The following is a 19,748-nucleotide window of genomic DNA, read 5'->3' on the forward strand; positions in this document are numbered from 1 at the left end:
CCCGGAGGACGTCGCCGTGCCCTGGACTCTGCCTTCGAGACCCTCGCGCAGGAGCCTGCTCGCCGGAGCGGCCGGCGCCGCGTTGCTGACCGGGTGCTCCGTCGACCGTGCGGCCGACGCGGCCCTCACGATTCCACTCGAACGGCGGATGCGTGAGACGGCCGTCCGTGACAGTACGCGATTGCTGGAACGTTACGACGCCACCGCGGCCGCGCATCCGGCCCTGGCCGCCCGCCTCGCTCCGCTGCGCGCCGCCGTCGCCGCGCACGCCGCGGCCCTGTCCCCGACCCCTTCGGACCGCCCCTCGCCCGCCCCGTCCCGGTCCGGCGGTACGGGGGCGGCCGCGCCCGCGGCGAGCGGTGAGCCCGCGCCGCCGAAGCCCGAGGAGGCCCTGACCGCCCTCGCGGACGCCGAGCGGAGCCTGTCCGAGTCCCGGACGATCGACCTGGCCGGGGCTCCCGCGGAGCTGGCCCGGCTGCTGGCCTCGGTGGCCGCCTGCGGCGCCGTACACGCGTACCTGCTGACCTCGAACCCCGGAGCGACCTCGTGAAGCCCGAACCCTCCCCCGCCGGCGGGTCCCTGGAGGCCGCCCAGGCCGCGCTCGCCGCCGAGCACGCGGCGGCGTACGGATACGGGGTGATCGGCGCCCGGTCCACCGGCGCCCGCGCGACGCAGGCCCGGGAGTCGTACGGCGGCCACCTCGCGCGCCGGGACGCGCTCGCCCGGACCGTACGCCAGCTGGGCGGCGCGCCCCGGCCCGCCGAGGCCGCGTACGCCCTGCCGTTCGAGGTGCGCACCCCGGCGGACGCCGAGCGGCTGGCCGCCGAGATCGAGGACCGGGTGGCCGGCGCGTACTCCGATCTGGTGCGTGCGGCGGAGGGTCCGCTGCGCCGCGAGGCGGCCGACGCGCTGAGCGCGGCGGCAGTGCGCGCGGCACGCTGGCGCGGTGTCGGCGTAGCCTTCCCTGGGCTCGCGGAACGCGCTGACGAGGCGCAACGGGCCCAGCACAGCTGAAAGGGACCACGCACGCATGGCTTTCGAACCGCCGCAGCGTCTCGTACGGGCGCTCGGCGAGATGCCGGAGACGGCGCAGGACGCGGACTGGCTGGGGCAGTTGCCCCGACTCACCGAGGCGGCGCTGTCCCGGCGCGGGGTGGAGGCCCTGCGGGTGCAGGCCCCGGGCGGCCGCAGCAGCCTGGTGGTCCTCGTCACGTACGCCGACGGGACTCCGGCGGCGCTGAAGCTGGCGCCCCCGCACGCCCGGCCCGACCGGGAGCTGGCCGCGCTGGCCCACTGGGCCGGCTTCGGGGCCGTACGGGTCCTCGACACGCGGCACCACGAGGACGACGGGGCGCTGCTGCTGGAGCGGCTGCACCCGGAGGTGTCGCTGCGCTCGCTGCCGGATGCCAAGGCCCTGCTGGAGGCGAGCGGCACACTGCGCAGGCTGTGGGTGGCGCCGCCGGCCGGGCACGGGTGGGAGACGGTCGCGGATCGCACCGAGCAGCAGGCGACGGCCGTGCGGGCGGCCCCGGCGGAGGTCCGGGCCCTGGCCGACACGGCGCTGGCGATGCGGGCGGAGCTGGTGGCGGCTCCGCCGGAGGAGCTGCTGCTGCACGGGAACTTCCGGCAGGGCAAGGTGCTGGCGGGTGAGCGGGCGCCGTGGCTGACGGTGGGTCCCGATCCGCTGGTCGGCGAGCGGGCGTACGACCTGGCACGGCTGGTCCGCGACCGGCTGGAGGACCAGGTGGCGTCCTCGGCGGGGGCTGCCGGGGCCCGGCGCCGGGTGAACAAGCTGGCCGACGCGCTGGACGTGGACCGGGAGCGGCTGCGGGGCTGGACGCTGTTCCGGGCGGTGGAGTCCGGCAACCGCGCGCTGGCCGCGGGGCGGCGCCGGGACGCGGAGCTGCTCCTGGAGTTCGCGGCCTGGCTGTAGGGCATACCGTAGGTAGGAAGGTATGTCCGGCAGGGGGCCGTCATGGTCGAAGAACTGCTGACAGCGGCTATCGCCACGGGTGTGGGCGCCGTGGTCTACGTGAGCGCCGCGGCCCGGGTGGTGAAGCAGTACGAGCGGGGCCTGGTCTTCCGCTTCGGCAGGCTGCGCCAGGAGATCCGCGGGCCCGGTTTCACGACGATCGTTCCGTTCGTGGAACGGCTCCGCAAGGTCAACATGCAGATCGTGACGCTGCCGGTGCCCGCCCAGGAGGGCATCACCCGGGACAACGTCACGGTGCGGGTGGACGCGGTCGTGTACTTCAAGGTCGTCGACCCGGCGAGCGCGATCGTGGCGGTGGAGGACTACCGCTTCGCCGTCTCGCAGATGGCGCAGACCTCGCTGAGGTCGATCATCGGAAAGTCCGACCTCGACGATCTGCTGTCCAACCGGGAGATGCTCAACCAGGGCCTGGAGCTCATGATCGACAGCCCGGCGGTGGGCTGGGGCGTGCAGATCGACCGGGTCGAGATCAAGGACGTGTCCCTGCCGGAGACCATGAAGCGGTCGATGGCCCGGCAGGCGGAGGCGGACCGGGAGCGCCGGGCCCGGGTGATCAACGCGGACGCGGAGCTGCAGGCCTCGCACAAGCTCGCGGAGGCGGCGGAGGTCATGTCGGAGCAGCCGGCGGCGCTCCAGTTGCGTCTGCTGCACACGATCGTGGCGGTCGCCGCCGAGAAGAACTCCACGCTGGTACTGCCGTTCCCGGTGGAGCTGTTGCGCTTCCTCGAGCGCTCGGCGCCACCCCCTGCGGCGGCTCCTGCGCGGAAGGAACCGGCCCCGGCCGGCCCGGCTTCCGAAGGCCCCGGGCCGGCCGAGGTCGACGCAGCCCCGGCTCCGGACGCGGTCGACGCAGCCCCGGCTCCGGACGCGCTCGACAGCCCGGCGGACGGCCTGATGCTGGACGCGCCCGCGCCGGAGCAGGAACGGGACGGGCTGCGCGATTAGCCGCTGCGCGGGGCCTTCTCCCCGCCCCGCCCTTTCTCCATCCCCCCGGACTCCGTCCGGGGGCCCCCGGCCGGGCTCTGCCCCGGTTACGTCAGGCGGGCGAGGGCCTCGGCCAGGGGGAGTTCCTCGCGGGCGCCGGTCGCGCGGTTCTGGAGTTCGACCACCGCGTCGGCGGAGCGGCGGCCCGCCACCAGGATCCACGGCACGCCGATCAGTTCCGCGTCCGTCAGCTTCACGCCGGGCGACAGGCCGGGCCGGTCGTCCAGCAGGACCCGCAGCCCCGACGCGGCCAGCGCCGTCGCCGCCTCCTCCGCCAGGGCGAGCGGCACCGCCTTGCCCGCCGCCACCACGTGGACGTCGGCCGGAGCCACCGCCGCGGGCCAGCACAGGCCGCGCTCGTCGGCCGTCTGCTCGGCCAGCGCCGCCACCGCGCGGGAGACGCCGATGCCGTACGAGCCCATCGTCACCCGGACCGGCTTGCCCTCGCGGCCGAGGACGTCCAGCCCGAAGGCGTCCGCGTACTTGCGGCCCAGCTGGAAGATGTGCCCGATCTCGATCGCCCGGTCCAGCCGCAGCCCCGCCCCGCAGGACGGGCAGGGGTCGCCCGGCTCCACGACGACCACGTCCACGTACTGGTCCACCTCGAAGTCCCGCCCGCAGACCACGTTCCGGGCGTGCGTGTCCGCCCGGTTGGCCCCCGTCACCCAGGAAGTGCCGGGCGCGACACGGGGGTCGGCCAGGTAGCGGACCTTCTCCAGTCCCTGCGGGCCCACGTATCCGCGTACCAGGTCCGGGCGGCCCCCGAAGTCCTCGGCCGTCACCAACTCCACCACCGCCGGGGCCAGGTGCTCGCCCAGCTTGCCGAGGTCCACCTCCCGGTCCCCCGGCACACCGACGGCCACGATCTCGCCGTCGACCTTGACCAGGAGGTTCTTCAGCGTCGCGGAGGCCGGTACGCCCAGGTGCGCGGCCAGGGTCTCGATCGTCGGGGTGTCCGGGGTGTCCACCAGCTCCAGCGCCGGGTGTTCGGCCGACACGGGAGCGAGGGCGAAGGTCACGGCCTCCGTGTTCGCCGCGTAGGCACAGGAGGGGCAGTCCACGAAGGTGTCCTCGCCCGCTCCGGCCGGGGCCAGGAACTCCTCCGACGCCGAGCCGCCCATCGCTCCCGAGACCGCCGACACGATGCGGTGGTCCAGGCCGAGCCGCTCGAAGATGCGGACGTACGCCTCGCGGTGGAGCCGGTAGGACTCCGCCAGCCCCTCGTCGGACACGTCGAAGGAGTACGAGTCCTTCATCTGGAACTCGCGCCCGCGCAGCACCCCGGACCGGGGCCGCGCCTCGTCGCGGTACTTGGTCTGGATCTGGTACAGCATGACCGGCAGGTCCTTGTACGAGGTGCACTGGTCCTTCACCACGAGGGTGAAGATCTCCTCGTGGGTCGGCCCGAGCAGGTAGTCCGCGCCCTTGCGGTCCTTGAGCCGGAACAGCAGGTCCCCGTACTCCGACCAGCGCCCGCTGACCTCGTACGGCTCCTTCGGCAGCAGGGCCGGGAGCAGCACCTCCTGGGCCCCGATCGCGTCCATCTCCTCGCGGACGATGCGCGAGACGTTGTCCAGGACCCGCTTGCCGAGCGGCAGCCACGTCCACACCCCGGCGGAGCTGCGCCGGACGTAGCCGGCGCGGACCAGCAGCCGGTGGCTGAGGGTTTCGGCGTCGGCCGGGTCCTCGCGGAGGGTCTTGGCCATCAGACGGGACATGCGCTGCACGTGTTGCGTAGACATGCCGGGAGGTTACCGGGGGCGCCGTCGCCCGCGGTACTCGTTTCGGTGGCCGGTCAGCGCGTGGGGCAGCGCCTGGTCAGTGGCAGGGTGGCACCCATGACGGCGTACGGGAGGCTCGCGCTCGGGAAGTGGACCTGGCGGGCGAGGTCGGTGTAGCCGAGGGCCCGGTAGAGGCCGCGGGCGGGGCTCTCGGTGTCGATGGCGGAGAGGATCGAGCGGGGCTCGTCGGCGGCGTCGGTGATGTCGGTGATCAGCGCGCGGCCGATGCCGTTGCCCTGGAATCCGGGGTGCACGTGGAGCTCGGTGATCACGAAGGAGTCGTCGAGCCAGTCCTCGTGCCCGCCGGCCCGCAGATAGGGCTCGACGATCGTGGACCACCAGTGCGTACGGTCGTTCGGCATCCCGTACACGAATCCGGTGAGCGCCCCGTCCTCGGCGAAGGCCCCGAGGGCGCGGGCTCCGCGGCAGGTCATGTGGCGCTGGACGATGTAGCGCCGGATGCCGACCTCCTCCTCGCTGAGGCCGAAGGCGACGGCCTGCACGCGGAGGGCCTCGTCCACGCGGGCGGCGAGGTCGAGGGGACCGATTCGGACTCCGGAAGGCAGCATGCGGCGACCTTACTCGGCGGTACCGGGGCGCCGGAATGCCACTGCCGAGGTCGGTGGCCCGCCTTTCGGATCAGGTCGCGGCCGGGTTCAGAACAGCACGCTCATGAAGGCGCCGACCTCGCGGAAGCCGACGCGCCGGTAGGCCGCCCGCGCGGCGGCGTTGAAGTCGTTCACGTAGAGGCTGACCACGGGCGCCACGTCCCGCAGCGCGTATGCGACGACGGCGGCCATCCCGGTCTCCGAGTGCCCGAGGCCGCGGAATTCGGGGTCCACCCACACGCCCTGGATCTGGCAGGCGCGGGCGGTGGCGGCGCCGATCTCGGCCTTGAATACGACCTTGCCGTCGTCGACGCGGGCGAAGGAGCGGCCACCGGCGACGAGTTCGGCGACGCGGGCCTGGTAGAGCAGCCCGCCGTCACCGGCCATCGGCGAGATGCCGACCTCCTCGGTGAACATGGCCACGCAGGCGGGCATGATCAGCTCCATCTCGTCCTTGCGGATCCGGCGGACCTGCGGGTCGGCCTCGACCGTGGTGGACGGGCGCTCGATGACCATGAGCGGCTGGTGGGAGCGGACTTCGCGGGCGGGGCCCCAGCTCGGTTCCAGGAGCTGCCACAGCAGCCGGGTGGCCTGGGCGGGGCCGACGATGGAGGAGCAGCGGCGGCCGGTGCGGCGGGCCCGGTCGGCGAAGGCGCGTACGGCGTCGGGTGCGGCGCAGACGGGGACCAGGTTGGCGCCCGCGTAGCAGAGCGAGCGGAGCTCGCCGTCGGCGTACCAGCCCCACATCTCGCCGCCCAGGCGCCAGGGGTCGAGTCCGGCGACCTGGACCCGGGAAGTGACGAAGGCGTTCTCGACCGGCTCGCGTCCGAGGATTTCCATCGCGGCGTCGAGATCACTGGGCTCGAGGACCCGGGTGGTGGTCTGCGTCAACACTGGGGCCTCACCATGCAAGTCTGCTGATCTCCGAACTGTACCCGGCGGCGCCCGGGGATGCCGTGTCCGCGGTCACGAAACAGCCCCGGCCCGCCCCCGAACTGCGGGAACGGCACCGGGGCCACGAGCGGAGCAGGGCGAGCGAGCCGAAGGGGCGCGCCGGGGAGCGACGGCGAACGCGCGCAGGAAACGCGAGGCACGAGCGTTTCCGAGCACGTACGCCGGCACGAGCCGGCAACAGGCGCCGCGGAGGCGAGCCGAGCCGGGACAGTCAGACGCCGATGGCGACGGTGGGCTCGCCGCTCATCACGCCGTCCTTCTCCATCTGCTCGGCGATCTTCATCGCCTCTTCGATGAGGGTCTCCACGATCTTCGACTCGGGGACGGTCTTGATGACCTCGCCCTTCACGAAGATCTGACCCTTGCCGTTGCCGGAGGCGACGCCGAGGTCGGCCTCACGGGCCTCGCCGGGGCCGTTGACGACGCAGCCCATGACCGCGACGCGCAGCGGGACCTCCATGCCCTCCAGGCCCGCCGTGACCTCCTCGGCCAGCTTGTAGACGTCGACCTGGGCGCGGCCGCAGGACGGGCAGGAGACGATCTCCAGGCGGCGCGGCTTGAGGTTCAGCGACTCCAGGATCTGGATGCCGACCTTGACCTCCTCCGCCGGCGGGGCGGAGAGGGAGACGCGGATGGTGTCGCCGATGCCCTCGGAGAGCAGCGCGCCGAAGGCGACCGCGGACTTGATGGTGCCCTGGAAGGCGGGGCCGGCCTCGGTGACGCCCAGGTGCAGCGGGTAGTCGCAGGCGGCGGCGAGCTGGCGGTAGGCGTTGACCATGACGACCGGGTCGTTGTGCTTGACCGAGATCTTGATGTCGCTGAAGCCGTGCTCCTCGAAGAGGCCGGCCTCCCAGAGCGCGGACTCGACCAGCGCCTCGGGGGTGGCCTTGCCGTACTTCTTCAGCAGCCGGGCGTCGAGGGAGCCGGCGTTGACGCCGATACGGATCGGGGTGCCCGCGTCGTTGGCGGCCCGCGCGATCTCCTTGACCTTGTCGTCGAACTGCTTGATGTTGCCCGGGTTCACGCGGACCGCGGCGCAGCCCGCGTCGATCGCGGCGAACACGTACTTCGGCTGGAAGTGGATGTCGGCGATGACCGGGATGTTCGACTTCTTCGCGATCACGGCGAGGGCGTCGGCGTCGTCCTGCGTCGGGCAGGCCACACGGACGATGTCGCAGCCGGAGGCGGTCAGCTCGGCGATCTGCTGGAGCGTGGCGCCGATGTCGGAGGTCCGGGTGGTGGTCATCGACTGCACGGAAATCTGTGCGTCGCCACCGACGGCCACGGAACCGACCTGGATCTTGCGGCTGACCCTGCGGTCGGCAAGCTTCGTCGGCACGGCCGGCATTCCGAGAGAGATGGCAGTCATCTGCTGTGCAACCCCAAGGTGTGGATCAAGGTCCCGAGATCGGCGGGCTCCAGGCTTCGAGATTACGCCAACCACGGAGCGGGCCGTGCATCCGAGGGGGTGCGCCACCCGAACGTAGGGAGCCGGGCACGATCCGTGCCCGGCTCCCTGACGACTGGGGCAGAAACTCCCGCAGATCAGGTGATCTTGATCGGGTTCACCACGTCGGCCACCATCACCAGCAGCGTGAAGCAGATGAACAGGCCCGCGACCACGTACGCGACGGGCATCAGCTTCGCCACGTCGAACGGGCCGGGGTCGGGGCGCCGGAAGATCCGCGCGACGCTCCGCCGGACCGACTCCCACAGGGCGCCGGCGATGTGCCCGCCGTCGAGCGGGAGCAGCGGCAGCATGTTGAACAGGAACAGCGAGAGGTTGAAGCCGGCCAGCAGGTTGAGGAAGAAGACCAGCTGGTGCTGGGCGGGGATGTCGAGGGTGAAGATCTCACCGCTGACCCGGGCCGCGCCCACGACGCCCATCGGGCTGTCCTGCTTGCGCTCGGCCCCGTTGAAGGCCGCGTTCCACAGGTCCGGGACCTTGGACGGAAGCTCGACCAGCGACTGGACGCCGGCCTGCATCATCTCGCCCATGCGGTCGACGGACTGGCCGAAGGACTGCGGGACGTAGCCGGAGGCGGGGGCGAAGCCGAGGAAGCCCGCGGTGACGTACTCGTCCTTGACGTACCGGCCGCTGCCGTCCGTCTTGGCGACCTTGTTCTCGATCAGGTTCGCCGTGAGGTCCACGCGCTGACCGGCCCGCTCCACCGTGATCGTGGCGGGGCCGACGGTGGCGCGGATGTCCTTCTGCAGGGCGGACCAGTCGCCGACCGTGCGCCCGTTGAAGGCGACGATCCTGTCGCCCGCCTTCAGGCCGGCCGCCTTGGCGGGGGCGGCCGGGTCGCCGGGGGCGCACTTGTCGCGCTTCTCGCTCTGCTGGATGACGCAGTCCGAGACGGTGGCGACCGAGGTGGTCTGGGTGTTCAGCCCGAAGGTCATCAGGGTGGTGAGGAAGATCGCCACGGCCAGGATCAGGTTCATGAACGGCCCGGCGAACATCACGATCACGCGCTTCCACGGCTTGCGCGTGTAGAAGAGCCGGCTCTCGTCCCCGGGCTGGAGCTCCTCGTACGCCGCCGAGCGCGCGTCCTCGATCATCGACCGGAACGGCGAGGTGGAGCGGGCGGTGACCTTGCCGTCCTCGCCGGGCGGGAACATCCCGATCATGCGGATGTAGCCGCCCATCGGGATGGCCTTGATCCCGTACTCGGTCTCGCCCTTCCGCCGCGACCAGATGGTCGGCCCGAAGCCCACCATGTACTGCGGCACGCGGATGCCGAAGACCTTGGCCGTGGAGAGGTGCCCCAGCTCGTGCCAGGCGATGGAGACCAGCAGGCCGACGGCGAAGACCACGACCCCGAGCACCGTCATCAGTAGTGTCATGCGCGCGCCTCCACGGCGGCCCGTGCCGCCATCTCCCGCGCCCGGGCCCTGGCCCAGGCCTCCGCTTCTAGGACGTCCTGGACCGTCAGGGAGGTTCCCGACTCAGGTGTTCCGTGCTCATCGACCACGGCAGAGACCGTATCCATGATTGCTGTGAACGGCAGCCGACCTGCCAGGAATGCCTCGACGCACTCCTCGTTGGCCGCATTGAACACCGCCGGGGCGGTGCCGCCGAGGGTGCCCACGTGCCGGGCGAGGCCCACCGACGGGAAGGCCTCGGTGTCCAGCGGGAAGAACTCCCAGGTGGACGCCTTGGTCCAGTCGAAGGCGGGGGCCGCGTCCGGGATCCGCTCGGGCCAGCCGAGGCCGATCGCGATGGGGCCGCGCATGTCCGGCGGGGTGGCCTGGGCGAGCGTGGAGCCGTCCGTGAACTCCACCATCGAGTGCACGTAGGACTGCGGATGGACCACGACCTCGATGCGGTCGAAGGGGATGTCGTAGAGCAGGTGCGCCTCGATGACCTCCAGCCCCTTGTTGACCAGGGTCGCGGAGTTGACGGTGATCACCGGGCCCATGGCCCAGGTGGGGTGCGCGAGGGCGTCCTGCACGGTGACGGTCGCCAGCTCGGCGCGGGTGCGGCCGCGGAAGGGACCGCCGGAGGCGGTCACCACGAGCTTGCGGACGTCGGCCCGGGTGCCGGCGGCGAGCGCCTGGAAGAGCGCCGCGTGCTCGGAGTCCACCGGGATGATCTGGCCGGGCGCGGCCAGCGCCTTGACCAGCGGGCCGCCGACGATCAGCGACTCCTTGTTGGCCAGGGCCAGGGTCCGGCCCGCCCGCAGGGCGGCGAGGGTCGGTGCGAGGCCGATGGAACCGGTGATGCCGTTGAGAACGGTGTGGCACTCGGAGGCGGCGAGTTCGGCCGCGGCGTCCGGACCGGCCAGGATCTCCGGCAGCGGCTCGGACGGGCCGTACTGGGCGCTCAGCGCCTCTTTCAGGGCCGGTACGACGTCCTCGCGGGCGACGGCCACCGTCTTGACCCGCAGCAGCCGGGCCTGCTCGGCCAGCAGCTCCACCCGCCCGCCCGCGGCGGACAGTGCGGTGACCCGGAACCGGTCCGGGTTGCGCAGGGCGAGGTCGATGGCCTGGGTCCCGATGGACCCGGTGGACCCGAGGATGACGATGTCCCGGAGGCCGGCCGCGGGGTCGAAGAGGAGGTGCGGATCGGCGAGGGGGGCTGGGCGGTCGCTCATGCCCCCCATTGTTGCCGCAAGTCAGGAGCGGCCGGACACGGAGCCCCCTTCCGTTACCCGCAGGAGCAGGTGCGGGAGCGTTCCGGCAAACTCCGGGAGCGTGCGCGCGGCACGCCACCAGGCCTCCGGATCCTCCCCGAGAGCCGCGGTGAACAGCCGGTCCGCCTCGGCGCGGGCGGTGAGGACGGCCTCCGGGCGGTCGTGCCGGTCGGGGTGGTCCACGTCGCCGAGCCAGTGGTCCTCGTCGAGGGCCCAGCAGGCCGGCAGCTTGTGCCGGACCACGTCGATGCCGGTCAGCAGGCCGCGGTCCAGGCAGTCGCGCACCCAGCGGATGTCCTCCAGGGCACTGTCCATCGGGACGGCGAGGCTGGCCAGGGCCAGCTCGCGCTCCACCTCCCCGGTCGGCTCGGCGGCCGTGGGGGCCAGGTGGCGTACGGCCCGGACCAGCTCGGGACCGGGCTCGCCCGCCCCGGCGGGCTCGGGCAGGGCGTCGTCGGCCACGGCCGCCACCAGTGCGGGCAGCGGGCCCGCGTGGCCGGGGGCGTGCCGCAGCAGCTCGGCCCACAGGCGGGGGTCGTTCCCCAGCGGACGCAGGGCGCGCTGCACGGCCGTCTGCATGCCCGCCTGTTCGGGCAGGGTCCAGCGCAGGGACTCCCGTACGGGGAGGTGGCCGAGCAGCAGGGTGTGGCGGGCGGGAGCGACGTGGGTGACCAGTTCCTCGTGGGTGACCCGGCCGATCCGGACGGCCCGGACGGCGGGCCGGTGCCAGGAGCGCCCGGTCGCGTCCTGCGCCCCCGTGGCCAGCAGGGCGTGGACGCTCCCGGGGGACAGGTCCGCGACCATCAGCAGGGCCTCGAAGGAGCCGACGGGCAGCGGCTGCCGGGCGTGCTCGGCGCACAGCAGGTCCGGGTCCGCCTCGTACGGGAGCGCCAGGATGTCCAGTGGGACGCGCGGCCCGCGGCGGCCGTGCCGGCGCAGCAGGCCGACCAGCTCGGCGGCGGTGAGCGGCCCGTCGTCGGGGTCCCGGCCCAGCTCGGCGCGGAGCACCGGGAGGAGTTCGGGCGGGGTCCGGCGGCGGGCGTACCGCGTGGGGCCGGGCAGGCCCGGCAGGGGTCGTCCGACCACACGGGGGTTACGGGCGATGTAGTGCCGGTCCTCCTCGCTGCCGTGCCGCAGCAGCAGGGTGACGGTCGATGCCGAGAGCCACTCGTCCCGGCACAGGTACTTGCGGGTGGGCCGGTCCAGCCTGCCGATCATGTCGGTGACGACGTGGTCCGGTGCGTGGCGCAGCAGGTGCGCCACGCACCAGGCCAGCCGCCGGCTGGTGCGGTCTTCCTCGGCCGTCGACATCGTTCTCGTCCGCCTCGCGCTGTGCTCGTACGCGTACCAGTACTCGTACTCATCCTCGTACGCCTGTCCGACGTGCGGCGATGATCGCAGGTCAGCGGATGGGGCGGTGCACGTTTCCCCGGGTCGACGGTCCGGGGGCGGCGTCCGCGATCCAGGGGCCGTCGCCGGAGGGGTCGAGGACGCCCTCCTCCAGCCAGGCGTAGGTGCCGGACAGGACGCCCGCGACCACCTTGCGGTCGAGGTCGTCGGTGTTGGACCAGAGCCGGCCGAAGAGCTCCTCGACGCGCAGCCGGGACTGCTCGCAGAAGGCGTCGGCCAGCTGGTACGCCTCGCGGCCGTGGGCGCCGGTGGCGCGCAGGTGCTCGGCACGGACGCAGGCGGCGCTCATCGCGAAGAGCTCGGCGCCGATGTCGACGATCCGGCCGAGGAAGCCCTGCTTGGTTTCCATGCGGCCCTGCCAGCGGGACATGGCGTAGAAGGTCGAGCGGGCGAGTTTGCGGGCGCTGCGCTCCACATAGCGCAGGTGGGTGGAGAGGTCGGGGTGGCCGCCGGGGTGGAAGGCGCGGTAGGTGCCGGGGACCTGGCCGGGGCCGGTGGCGAGCTTGGGCAGCCAGCGGGCGTAGAAGCCGGCGGCGCGGGCGCCGGCCTTCGCCTTGTCGCCGAGTGCCTTGTCGGGGTCGATGAGGTCGCCCGCCACCGAGAGGTGGGCGTCCACGGCCTCGCGGGCGATCAGCAGGTGCATGATCTCCGTCGAGCCCTCGAAGATCCGGTTGATGCGCAGGTCGCGGAGCATCTGTTCGGCGGGGACGGCGCGTTCGCCGCGGGCCGCCAGGGAGTCGGCGGTCTCGAAGCCGCGCCCGCCGCGGATCTGGACCAGTTCGTCGGCCATCAGACAGGCCATCTCGGAGCCGTAGAGCTTGGCGAGGGCGGCCTCGATGCGGATGTCGTTGCGGTCCTCGTCGGCCATCTGGGAGGCGAGGTCGACCACCGCTTCGAGGGCGAAGGTGGTGGCGGCGATGAAGGAGATCTTGGCGCCGACCGCCTCGTGCTTCGCGACCGGCCGGCCCCACTGCTCGCGGACGCCGGACCACTCGCGGGCGATCTTCAGGCACCACTTGCCGGCGCCGACGCACATGGCGGGCAGGGACAGCCGGCCGGTGTTGAGAGTGGTCAGGGCGATCTTGAGGCCGGCGCCCTCGGCGCCGATGCGCTGGGCCGCAGGGACCCGGACGCGGTGGAAGCGGGTGACCCCGTTCTCCAGGCCGCGCAGGCCCATGAAGGCGTTGCGGTGCTCGACGGTGATCCCCGGTGAGTCCGCCTCCACGACGAAGGCGGTGATCCCGCCGCGGTGGTTCTCGGACTTCGGGACGCGGGCCATCACGACGAGCAGGTCCGCGACGACCCCGTTGGTCGTCCACAGCTTCACGCCGTCGACCACGTACGCGTCGTCCCCGTCGGGAACCGCCGTGGTGGCCAGGCGCGCCGGGTCGGAGCCAACGTCGGGCTCGGTGAGCAGGAAGGCGCTGATGGCGGTGGTGGCGCAGCGGGGCAGGTAGGTGTCCTTCTGCTCCTGCGTGCCGAACATCTTCAGCGGCTGGGGAACGCCGATCGACTGGTGGGCGGAGAGCAGCGCCCCGATGGCGGGGCTCACCGAGCCGACGAGGGCCAGCGCCTTGTTGTAGTAGACCTGGGTGAGACCGAGGCCGCCGTACTTGGGGTCGATCTTCATGCCGAGGGCGCCGAGCTCCTTGAGCCCGCGCACGGTCTCGTCGGGGATCTTCGCCTCGCGTTCGATGCGGGCTCCGTCGATGCGGGTCTCGCAGAACTCCCGCAGCCGGGCCAGGAAGGCCTCGCCGCGCCGGACGTCCTCGTCGGCGGGGAGCGGGTGGGGGTGGATCAGGTCGAGCCGGAAGCGCCCGAGGAAGAGTTCCTTGGCGAAACTGGGTTTGCGCCAGTCCTGTTCCCGGGCCGCCTCCGCGACCTGCCGTGCCTCGCGCTCGGTCACCTTGGGCTGTGTTGCGGACATGAGGGGACTCACCTCGCCGCCGGAGTCGGGGGTCCACCGGCGTTACCGGCCGGTGCTACCTGTGAGTCGTACCCCAAGTCGGCGCCTCGGAAAAGGGGGACGGCCGGAGCCCCCGCACAGTAGGCTCCGGCCGTCGGCTTTTTGGCCGTACGAGATCAGATGTCGAGGCCGGTCAGGACCAGGACTCGCTCGTACGTGTAGTCGTCCATCGCATAGCGGACACCCTCGCGGCCCACACCGGACTGCTTGACGCCGCCGTACGGCATCTGGTCGGCGCGGTAGGACGGCGCGTCGCCGATGATGACACCGCCGACCTCGAGCTCGCGGTGGGCGCGGAACGCGGTCTGCACGTTGCGGGTGAAGACGCCGGCCTGCAGACCGAACTTCGAGTCGTTGACGGCGGCGAAGGCCTCGTCGGTGTTCTCGACCTTCTTCAGCGTCAGGACCGGCCCGAAGACCTCCTCGGTGGCGAGCTTGACGCCGTCCGGCACATGGGCCAGGACGGTGGGCTCGTACGAGGCACCCGCGCGCTTGCCACCGGTGAGGAGCTTGGCTCCGGCGGAGACGGCCTCGTCCACCCAGGACTCGACGCGCTGGGCGGCGGCCTCGGAGACGAGGGGGCCGACGTCGGTGGCGGAGTCGGACGGGTCTCCGGTGACCTGCGCCTGGACCTTCTCGACGACCTTCTCGACGAGGCGGTCGTAGACGGCGGCGTCGGCGATCACGCGCTGCACGGAGATGCAGGACTGGCCGGCCTGGTAGTTCGAGAAGGTCGCGATACGGGTCGCGGCCCAGTCGAGGTCGGCCTCGGAGGACCAGTCGTCCAGGACCACGGCCGCGGCGTTGCCGCCGAGCTCCAGGGTGCAGTGCTTGTGGGGCACCGACTGCTGGATGGCGTAGCCGACGGTGTCGGAACCGGTGAAGGAGATGACGGGCAGGCGCTCGTCCTTGACCAGGGCCGGCATCTTGTCGTTGGCGACCGGCAGGACCGACCAGGAACCGGCCGGGAGGTCGGTCTCGGCGAGCAGCTCACCCAGGATCAGACCGGACAGCGGCGTGGCCGGGGCGGGCTTGAGGATGATCGGCGCGCCGACGGCGATGGCCGGGGCCACCTTGTGGGCGCACAGGTTCAGCGGGAAGTTGAACGGCGCGATGCCGAGGACCGGGCCCTTGACGAAGCGGCGGGTCAGGGCCAGACGGCCGACACCACCGGCGTCGGTGTCCAGGCGCTGGGCCTCTCCGCCGTTGAAGCGGCGGGCCTCTTCGGCGGCGAAGCGGAACACGGAGACCGCACGGCCGACCTCACCGCGGGCCCACTTGACGGGCTTGCCGTTCTCGGCGGAGATCAGCTGGGCGATCTCCTCGGTGCGCTCGACGAGCCGCTTGGACACGTGGTCCAGCGCCGCGGCACGTACGTGGGCGGGGGTCGCGGAGAACTCCGCCGTCACGGCGTACGCCGCGGCCACGGCCTCTTCGACCTGCTCGTCGGTGGGCACGCTGACGGCGGCGACCAGTCGGCCGTCCCACGGGGAGTGGACGTCGAAGCTGTCCTCGCCGGTGGCCTGGCGGCCGGCGAGCCAGAAGGCGTGGGTGGAAGTCATGCGAATCCCGGCCCTTCGGAAGTGTGCGGTGGGTCCTGACACCTCCACCGTAGGACTCCGTGGGCGATTCGGCGTTTGTCCGGCGTGTAGTACCCGTCGCGGAGGCTGCGCCGCTTTGTCAATGTCACACGTCCGGCCGGTCTGCTGGGGCTCCGCCGCGAGCGGGTGGGGCTACCCGCACGGAAGGACCGGGCCACGCGCACGGAAGGACCGGGCCACGCGGCGGGCGGACCGGGCTACGCGGCGGGCGGGCTGGCCTTGAGGGCGAGCCACAGCTCCATACGGACGTCCGGGTCCTCCAGGGAGCGGCCGAGGATCTCCTCGACCCGCTTCATCCGGTAGCGCAGGGTGTGCCGGTGCACGCCGAGGTCGGCGGCGGCCGCGTCCCACTGCCCGTGGCGGGAGAGCCAGGCCTGGAGCGAGGCCACCAGGTCGCCGCGCCCGGTCGCGTCGTGCTCCCGCAGGGCGCGCAGGGTGCCGTCCGCGAAGGCCCGTACGGCGTCGTCGGCCAGCAGCGGCAGGACCGAGCCCGCCGCCATGTCCTCGTGCTCCACCATCGGCCGCCCCCGGCGCCGGGCCACGGCCAGGGCCTGGTCGGCCTGCTTGAGGGCCGCCGCCACGCCGCCGGGTCCGGCGGGCGCGGACAGGCCGACGACCAGCTCGTCCGGCTCGGGCCCGGCCGCGTCCCGGCCGCGCCGGACCTCCAGCGCCTCCGCGTGGTCCACGCACGCCTGGGCGGCCGAGCCCCCGTCGGAGGCGAGGATCACGAGCCGGCCCGGCTCCGGGACGACCAGCAGGGTCTCCCCGGTCCGGGCGGCCGCCGACTCCACCACGTCGGAGAGCAGCGCCAGCCCTTCCGGCTGCGCGGTCCCGGCCAGTGCCGGCTCGGCCACGATCAGCCGGAACGGTGCCTCGAGCAGGGCCCCGTACAGGTCTCCGGCCACGGACCGCGCGTGGTCCGCCTCGCCCGCCAGCAGCATCCGCAGCACCGCCGCCCCCAGCCGGGACTCGGCGTCGTGCAGGGAGCGGGAGCGCTCGGTGGTGAGGGTGAGCAGCGCGACCGCGGAGTGGACGGCGTACCGCTCGGCCGTGCCCAGCGGGGCCGCGGTACCGACGGCGAGAGCGCCGCGCGCCCGCCGGCCCGTGCCCAGGGACTGGAGTTCCACGCGGTCCTCGGATCCGCCGACCACGGCGCTCGCGGGCGCCGGGCGCTCGCGCAGCCGTTCCACGTCGGGGGTGAGCCGGGCGGCGCGCCGAGCGGCCCAGTCGGGGGCGGCCGCGACGACCGCGCCCGAGGTGTCGTACAGGGCGGCCCAGCCGTGCACGTGCGCCGCCAGCCTGGCCAGCAGCTCGGCGGGGCCGTCGACGGAGAGCGCGGCGCGCGTCAGGTCGCGCTGCGCCTCGAAGCCGGCGGTGACGGCCCGGTACTGGTCCGCCGCGAGGGCGGCGGAGACGGCCTTGCTGATCGCCAGGAAGGGGGTCCGCCGCGGTACCTCCAACAGCGGCATGTCCTCGGTCCGCGCGGCCTCGATCAGCGCCTCGGGGATCTCCTCGTAGTTGACGCCGATCGCGAAGCCGATGCCGACGACCCCGGCCGCGGCGAGGCGGCGCACGTAGGCCCGCATCTCGTCCGGGTCCCCCGCGTCCAGCTTCATCGCGGTGATCAGGAGCAGCTCCCCGCCCTCCATGTACGGGACCGGGTCGGCGAGCTCGCTGACGTGGGCCCAGCGCACCGGGGTGTCGAGGCGACCCTCCCCCGCCCGGACGCTGAGCTTGAGCGCCGAGTGCTGGACGAGTGAGGCGAGGGTGAGCGGCATCGGTTACCAGTGGCCTTAGCGGGAGGGGGCGTCGGAGCGGAGGACCGGCAGGGCGGGCAGGACCGGCAGGACCGGCAGGACGGGCCGAGACAGGAGGGGGACGGGACCGGGAGACCGCCGAGGGTTTTCGCCGTGTCGTACGAACGACTCCCCTCGATTCTGCCACCTCGTACGGGTCGGGGTGCGGGTCAGGACGTTCCGGCCAGGCGGACCAGCAGCGGCGCCGCCCGCTCCCCGCGCACCGAGGTCAGCGACAGCACCGCGTGCCCCGGCGGCACGGCGTGCGCCAGGTCCGACGCGGACCACCGCTCCCGCTCCACCTGCCGCACGGTCACCGCGTCCGTGGTGACCGCCTTGCCGGTGACGAGCTTGCGGAAGGAATGCATCAGCCGGGTCAGCGGCTGGTCGGCGAAGACGGTGCGGTGGGTGACGTCCCGCGTCTCCACCCACTCGGTGCCCCAGGCCTCGGCGAACCGCTTGCCGTCCCAGGTGGTGACCCCGGAGAAGGCCATCCGGCAGCCGACCGCCCCGAGCAGCGGCGTGCGCAGCTCCTCCGGTACGTCGTCCAGCGTGCGCAGCGTGAGCAGGACGCCCGCGTGCGCCGAGCGCAGCCGCTGGACGCCCCGTACGGTCCCGGCGGTGAGGGTGTGCGAGGCGTCGTCGAGGGCGAGGAAGGCGAACAGGGAACGGTCGGTACGGGCGGCCGCGGCGGCGTTGAACTGGGCGAGCAGCAGCCGGGCCAGCATCCGGGAGGCGTCGGCGTGCCCGCGCTCGGGCAGGTCGACGCGGACGCGGATCGGGTGCTCCAGGGCGCGCAGCGAGAACGGCCGGCCCTGGCCGGTGGTGTCGAAGAAGCCTGCGAAGGCGGGCCGGTCCAGCAGGGCCACCCGGTCGGCGAGGGCGGGACCGGGGTCCGCGGGGGCGCCGTGCTGGCGGGCCCGGGCGTCGAGCTCGCGCAGCATCGCGTGCTGCCCGGCGAGGTCGCGGCGCAGGGCGTCGAAGGCGGTGGGGACCCCGTCGAGCAGCTCGCGCAGCTCGGGCACGGCCGGGAAGCGTTCGTACGCCGCTCGGAACGGCCCGAGGAGCTGGGCGAGGGCGGTGGCGGCGCGGCGTACGTCGATCCCGGGGACGTCCCCGACGAACGCCTCGGCGAGCAGGGTGGCGGCCTCGTCGGGGTCGGTGGCGCCGCCGTAGAGGTCGAGGTCGTAGACGGAGGCGGGGTCGCCGACGCGGACCACCACGTCGAAGGCGGCGTCCGGCCCGAGCTGGGCGCCGGCGGCTCCGACGGCGACGACGGCGGCCTGGCCGGCGAGCGCCTGGAGCGAGAGCGACTCGACGACGGGCCGCACCAGCTGCCGGGTCTTGCCGGTGCCGGAGGGTCCCACGGCGAGCAGGGAGGTGCCGAGCACGTCGGGGTCGAGGGCGAGGGCGGTGCCGCGGCGGGAGTACGGGTTGCGCGCGCCGTCCTCGACGGTGCCGAGCAGCACCTGCCGGGCCAGCAGATCGTGCCGGGCGGACCGCACGGGCAGGTCCCGCGCCCCGGACGGGTGCAGGCAGGCGGCGGCGCCGTTGTCGCGCACGGCGTCGGCGAAGGCGCGCATGCGGGACGGGTCGACGCGCACGGAGTCCCACGCCCGCCGGATCCGGGCGTAGTCGACGTCATTCATCCGCCCACCCCCGGCCTCCACCTCCAACCGCTCGGCCACATCCCCCAGCCCGGCCCCCCGCAACTGCGGCCAGCACGCGGGGTCGTCCGGGCCGCCCGCCTCGGGGCCCGTGGCGTCGGCAGCGTGCGCGGGTTGCACCGCACGCAGGGCGCGGCTGCTGAGCATGCGACGGCCCAGCTCGGGCCAGCGACCCAGGCGCCCGAAGCCGATGATCAGGACGGTGGCGACCACGGCGTACCAGATGTATGAGGCCACGACAGAGGGGAACGTCCCGGCCCAGGAGTCCGGCGTGAACATATAGAGGGGCCAGAGCCAGAAGCCGCCGAGGTAGCCGTTCCACAGCAGGGACCAGAGCAGCAGTCCTGCGAGCAGGGAGATCAGGGCCCCGCTGATCAGCTGGCGGGTGGGGGTCTCCTCGGGCGCTTCGGCGGCCCGCGGCACGTGCCCGTACGTCCATACGCCCGGCCCGTCCGAGGAACGGGGGAAGCGCAGCCAGTCGCCCAGTGTCGGGCCGGCCGTCGGCGCGTGCGACGGCTTCGGGGGGAGGCCCTGGGGCGGCGGGCCGGCCGGTCTCGGAACGTGCCCGGCTCGCTGCGGGCGCGTCTCGTGCGTGCCGTCGGTGTCCATGAAACCCCTGCCCCCTGCCCGTGCCTGCGCTGCGTCGCTCAATGTAGTTGCCCGGCGTCGGCCGTGGGCCCGTACCCGCGCTCCGGTTCGACGTGCCGTCCGCAGGACGCCCGCTCGGGTCCTTCCTATGGCCGTCACGGACAAGGACACGTGGTGATCACTACCGAACGGAGCATGCAGGACCACCGCTCCCGGGCCTAGCCTGCGGACAAAGAGACAAGTGCGTCCGAAAACACCCCCCAG

General features: G+C 73.2%; 15 protein-coding genes. 4 read left to right on the forward strand and 11 right to left on the reverse strand.

Translation table 11 applies throughout. The features are described from left to right. Positions 1-16 precede the first annotated feature (16 nt). From OG373_RS12125 to OG373_RS12140, 4 genes are read left to right on the forward strand one after another with little or no spacing between them, the layout of a single operon-like run. A complete protein-coding gene (locus OG373_RS12125; protein WP_397737079.1) occupies positions 17-550 on the forward strand; it encodes a hypothetical protein in 534 nt (177 codons plus the stop codon). Further along, positions 547-1,014, forward strand: coding sequence for a ferritin-like domain-containing protein (locus OG373_RS12130; RefSeq protein WP_405438094.1), 468 nt, complete (start codon positions 547-549; stop codon positions 1,012-1,014). Before OG373_RS12125 ends, OG373_RS12130 begins: the two co-directional genes overlap by 4 nt. Before the next feature lie 16 nt (positions 1,015-1,030). Beyond that, complete coding sequence (locus OG373_RS12135; protein ID WP_405438096.1) at positions 1,031-1,933, forward strand: aminoglycoside phosphotransferase family protein; 903 nt, start codon at positions 1,031-1,033, stop codon at positions 1,931-1,933. Between the two features lie 42 nt (positions 1,934-1,975). Next, complete coding sequence (locus OG373_RS12140; RefSeq protein ID WP_405438097.1) at positions 1,976-2,938, forward strand: slipin family protein; 963 nt, start codon at positions 1,976-1,978, stop codon at positions 2,936-2,938. A gap of 86 nt (positions 2,939-3,024) precedes the next feature. Here OG373_RS12140 and OG373_RS12145 read toward each other — a convergent pair whose 3' ends face one another. The 11 genes from OG373_RS12145 to OG373_RS12195 all read right to left on the reverse strand — a co-directional run bounded on the left by OG373_RS12145 (position 3,025) and on the right by OG373_RS12195 (position 19,505). Next, a complete protein-coding gene (locus OG373_RS12145) occupies positions 3,025-4,719 on the reverse strand; it encodes a proline--tRNA ligase (RefSeq protein ID WP_405438099.1) in 1,695 nt (564 codons plus the stop codon). 53 nt (positions 4,720-4,772) lie between these two features. After that, on the reverse strand, positions 4,773-5,327 hold the full coding sequence (locus OG373_RS12150; RefSeq protein ID WP_405438102.1) for a GNAT family N-acetyltransferase: 555 nt from the start codon (positions 5,325-5,327) through the stop codon (positions 4,773-4,775). An 87-nt stretch (positions 5,328-5,414) separates the two neighbouring features. Next, positions 5,415-6,257, reverse strand: coding sequence for a GNAT family N-acetyltransferase (locus OG373_RS12155; RefSeq protein ID WP_405438104.1), 843 nt, complete (start codon positions 6,255-6,257; stop codon positions 5,415-5,417). 274 nt (positions 6,258-6,531) lie between these two features. Beyond that, positions 6,532-7,689: a flavodoxin-dependent (E)-4-hydroxy-3-methylbut-2-enyl-diphosphate synthase gene (gene ispG, locus OG373_RS12160; protein ID WP_189973241.1), complete on the reverse strand. Its 1,158-nt coding sequence runs from the start codon at positions 7,687-7,689 to the stop codon at positions 6,532-6,534. Between the two features lie 176 nt (positions 7,690-7,865). Next, on the reverse strand, positions 7,866-9,167 hold the full coding sequence (locus OG373_RS12165) for a M50 family metallopeptidase (protein ID WP_397737092.1): 1,302 nt from the start codon (positions 9,165-9,167) through the stop codon (positions 7,866-7,868). Beyond that, positions 9,164-10,417, reverse strand: a complete 1,254-nt coding sequence (dxr, locus tag OG373_RS12170; protein ID WP_405438106.1) for a 1-deoxy-D-xylulose-5-phosphate reductoisomerase — start codon at positions 10,415-10,417, stop codon at positions 9,164-9,166. Before dxr ends, OG373_RS12165 begins: the two co-directional genes overlap by 4 nt. A gap of 21 nt (positions 10,418-10,438) precedes the next feature. Next, entirely contained in the window at positions 10,439-11,767 is a 1,329-nt protein-coding gene (locus tag OG373_RS12175) for a hypothetical protein (protein WP_405438108.1), read from the reverse strand. Between the two features lie 91 nt (positions 11,768-11,858). Further along, complete coding sequence (locus OG373_RS12180; RefSeq protein ID WP_405438110.1) at positions 11,859-13,793, reverse strand: acyl-CoA dehydrogenase family protein; 1,935 nt, start codon at positions 13,791-13,793, stop codon at positions 11,859-11,861. Between the two features lie 155 nt (positions 13,794-13,948). Then, positions 13,949-15,394 (reverse strand): aldehyde dehydrogenase family protein, encoded by a 1,446-nt coding sequence (locus OG373_RS12185; protein ID WP_189973247.1) that lies wholly within the window; start codon positions 15,392-15,394, stop codon positions 13,949-13,951. A gap of 236 nt (positions 15,395-15,630) precedes the next feature. Continuing rightward, entirely contained in the window at positions 15,631-17,211 is a 1,581-nt protein-coding gene (locus OG373_RS12190) for a PucR family transcriptional regulator (protein ID WP_405438112.1), read from the reverse strand. A 188-nt stretch (positions 17,212-17,399) separates the two neighbouring features. Then, complete coding sequence (locus OG373_RS12195; RefSeq protein ID WP_405438114.1) at positions 17,400-19,505, reverse strand: ATP-binding protein; 2,106 nt, start codon at positions 19,503-19,505, stop codon at positions 17,400-17,402. Positions 19,506-19,748 lie beyond the last annotated feature (243 nt).

Origin of the sequence: Streptomyces avidinii, assembly GCF_045161815.1 — a bacterium.
Lineage (GTDB): Bacteria > Actinomycetota > Actinomycetes > Streptomycetales > Streptomycetaceae > Streptomyces > Streptomyces avidinii.

Bases quoted from the DNA above. Each gene is read 5' to 3' on its own strand.
- OG373_RS12135 (WP_405438096.1), top strand. From the start codon at position 1,031: ATGGCTTTCGAACCGCCGCAGCGTCTCGTACGGGCGCTCGGCGAGATG.
- OG373_RS12140 (WP_405438097.1), top strand. From the start codon at position 1,976: ATGGTCGAAGAACTGCTGACAGCGGCTATCGCCACGGGTGTGGGCGCC.
- OG373_RS12145 (WP_405438099.1), bottom strand. From the start codon at position 4,719: ATGTCTACGCAACACGTGCAGCGCATGTCCCGTCTGATGGCCAAGACC.
- OG373_RS12150 (WP_405438102.1), bottom strand. From the start codon at position 5,327: ATGCTGCCTTCCGGAGTCCGAATCGGTCCCCTCGACCTCGCCGCCCGC.
- ispG (WP_189973241.1), bottom strand. From the start codon at position 7,689: ATGACTGCCATCTCTCTCGGAATGCCGGCCGTGCCGACGAAGCTTGCC.
- OG373_RS12165 (WP_397737092.1), bottom strand. From the start codon at position 9,167: ATGACACTACTGATGACGGTGCTCGGGGTCGTGGTCTTCGCCGTCGGC.
- dxr (WP_405438106.1), bottom strand. From the start codon at position 10,417: ATGAGCGACCGCCCAGCCCCCCTCGCCGATCCGCACCTCCTCTTCGAC.
- OG373_RS12175 (WP_405438108.1), bottom strand. From the start codon at position 11,767: ATGTCGACGGCCGAGGAAGACCGCACCAGCCGGCGGCTGGCCTGGTGC.
- OG373_RS12180 (WP_405438110.1), bottom strand. From the start codon at position 13,793: ATGTCCGCAACACAGCCCAAGGTGACCGAGCGCGAGGCACGGCAGGTC.
- OG373_RS12185 (WP_189973247.1), bottom strand. From the start codon at position 15,394: ATGACTTCCACCCACGCCTTCTGGCTCGCCGGCCGCCAGGCCACCGGC.
- OG373_RS12190 (WP_405438112.1), bottom strand. From the start codon at position 17,211: ATGCCGCTCACCCTCGCCTCACTCGTCCAGCACTCGGCGCTCAAGCTC.
- OG373_RS12195 (WP_405438114.1), bottom strand. From the start codon at position 19,505: ATGGACACCGACGGCACGCACGAGACGCGCCCGCAGCGAGCCGGGCAC.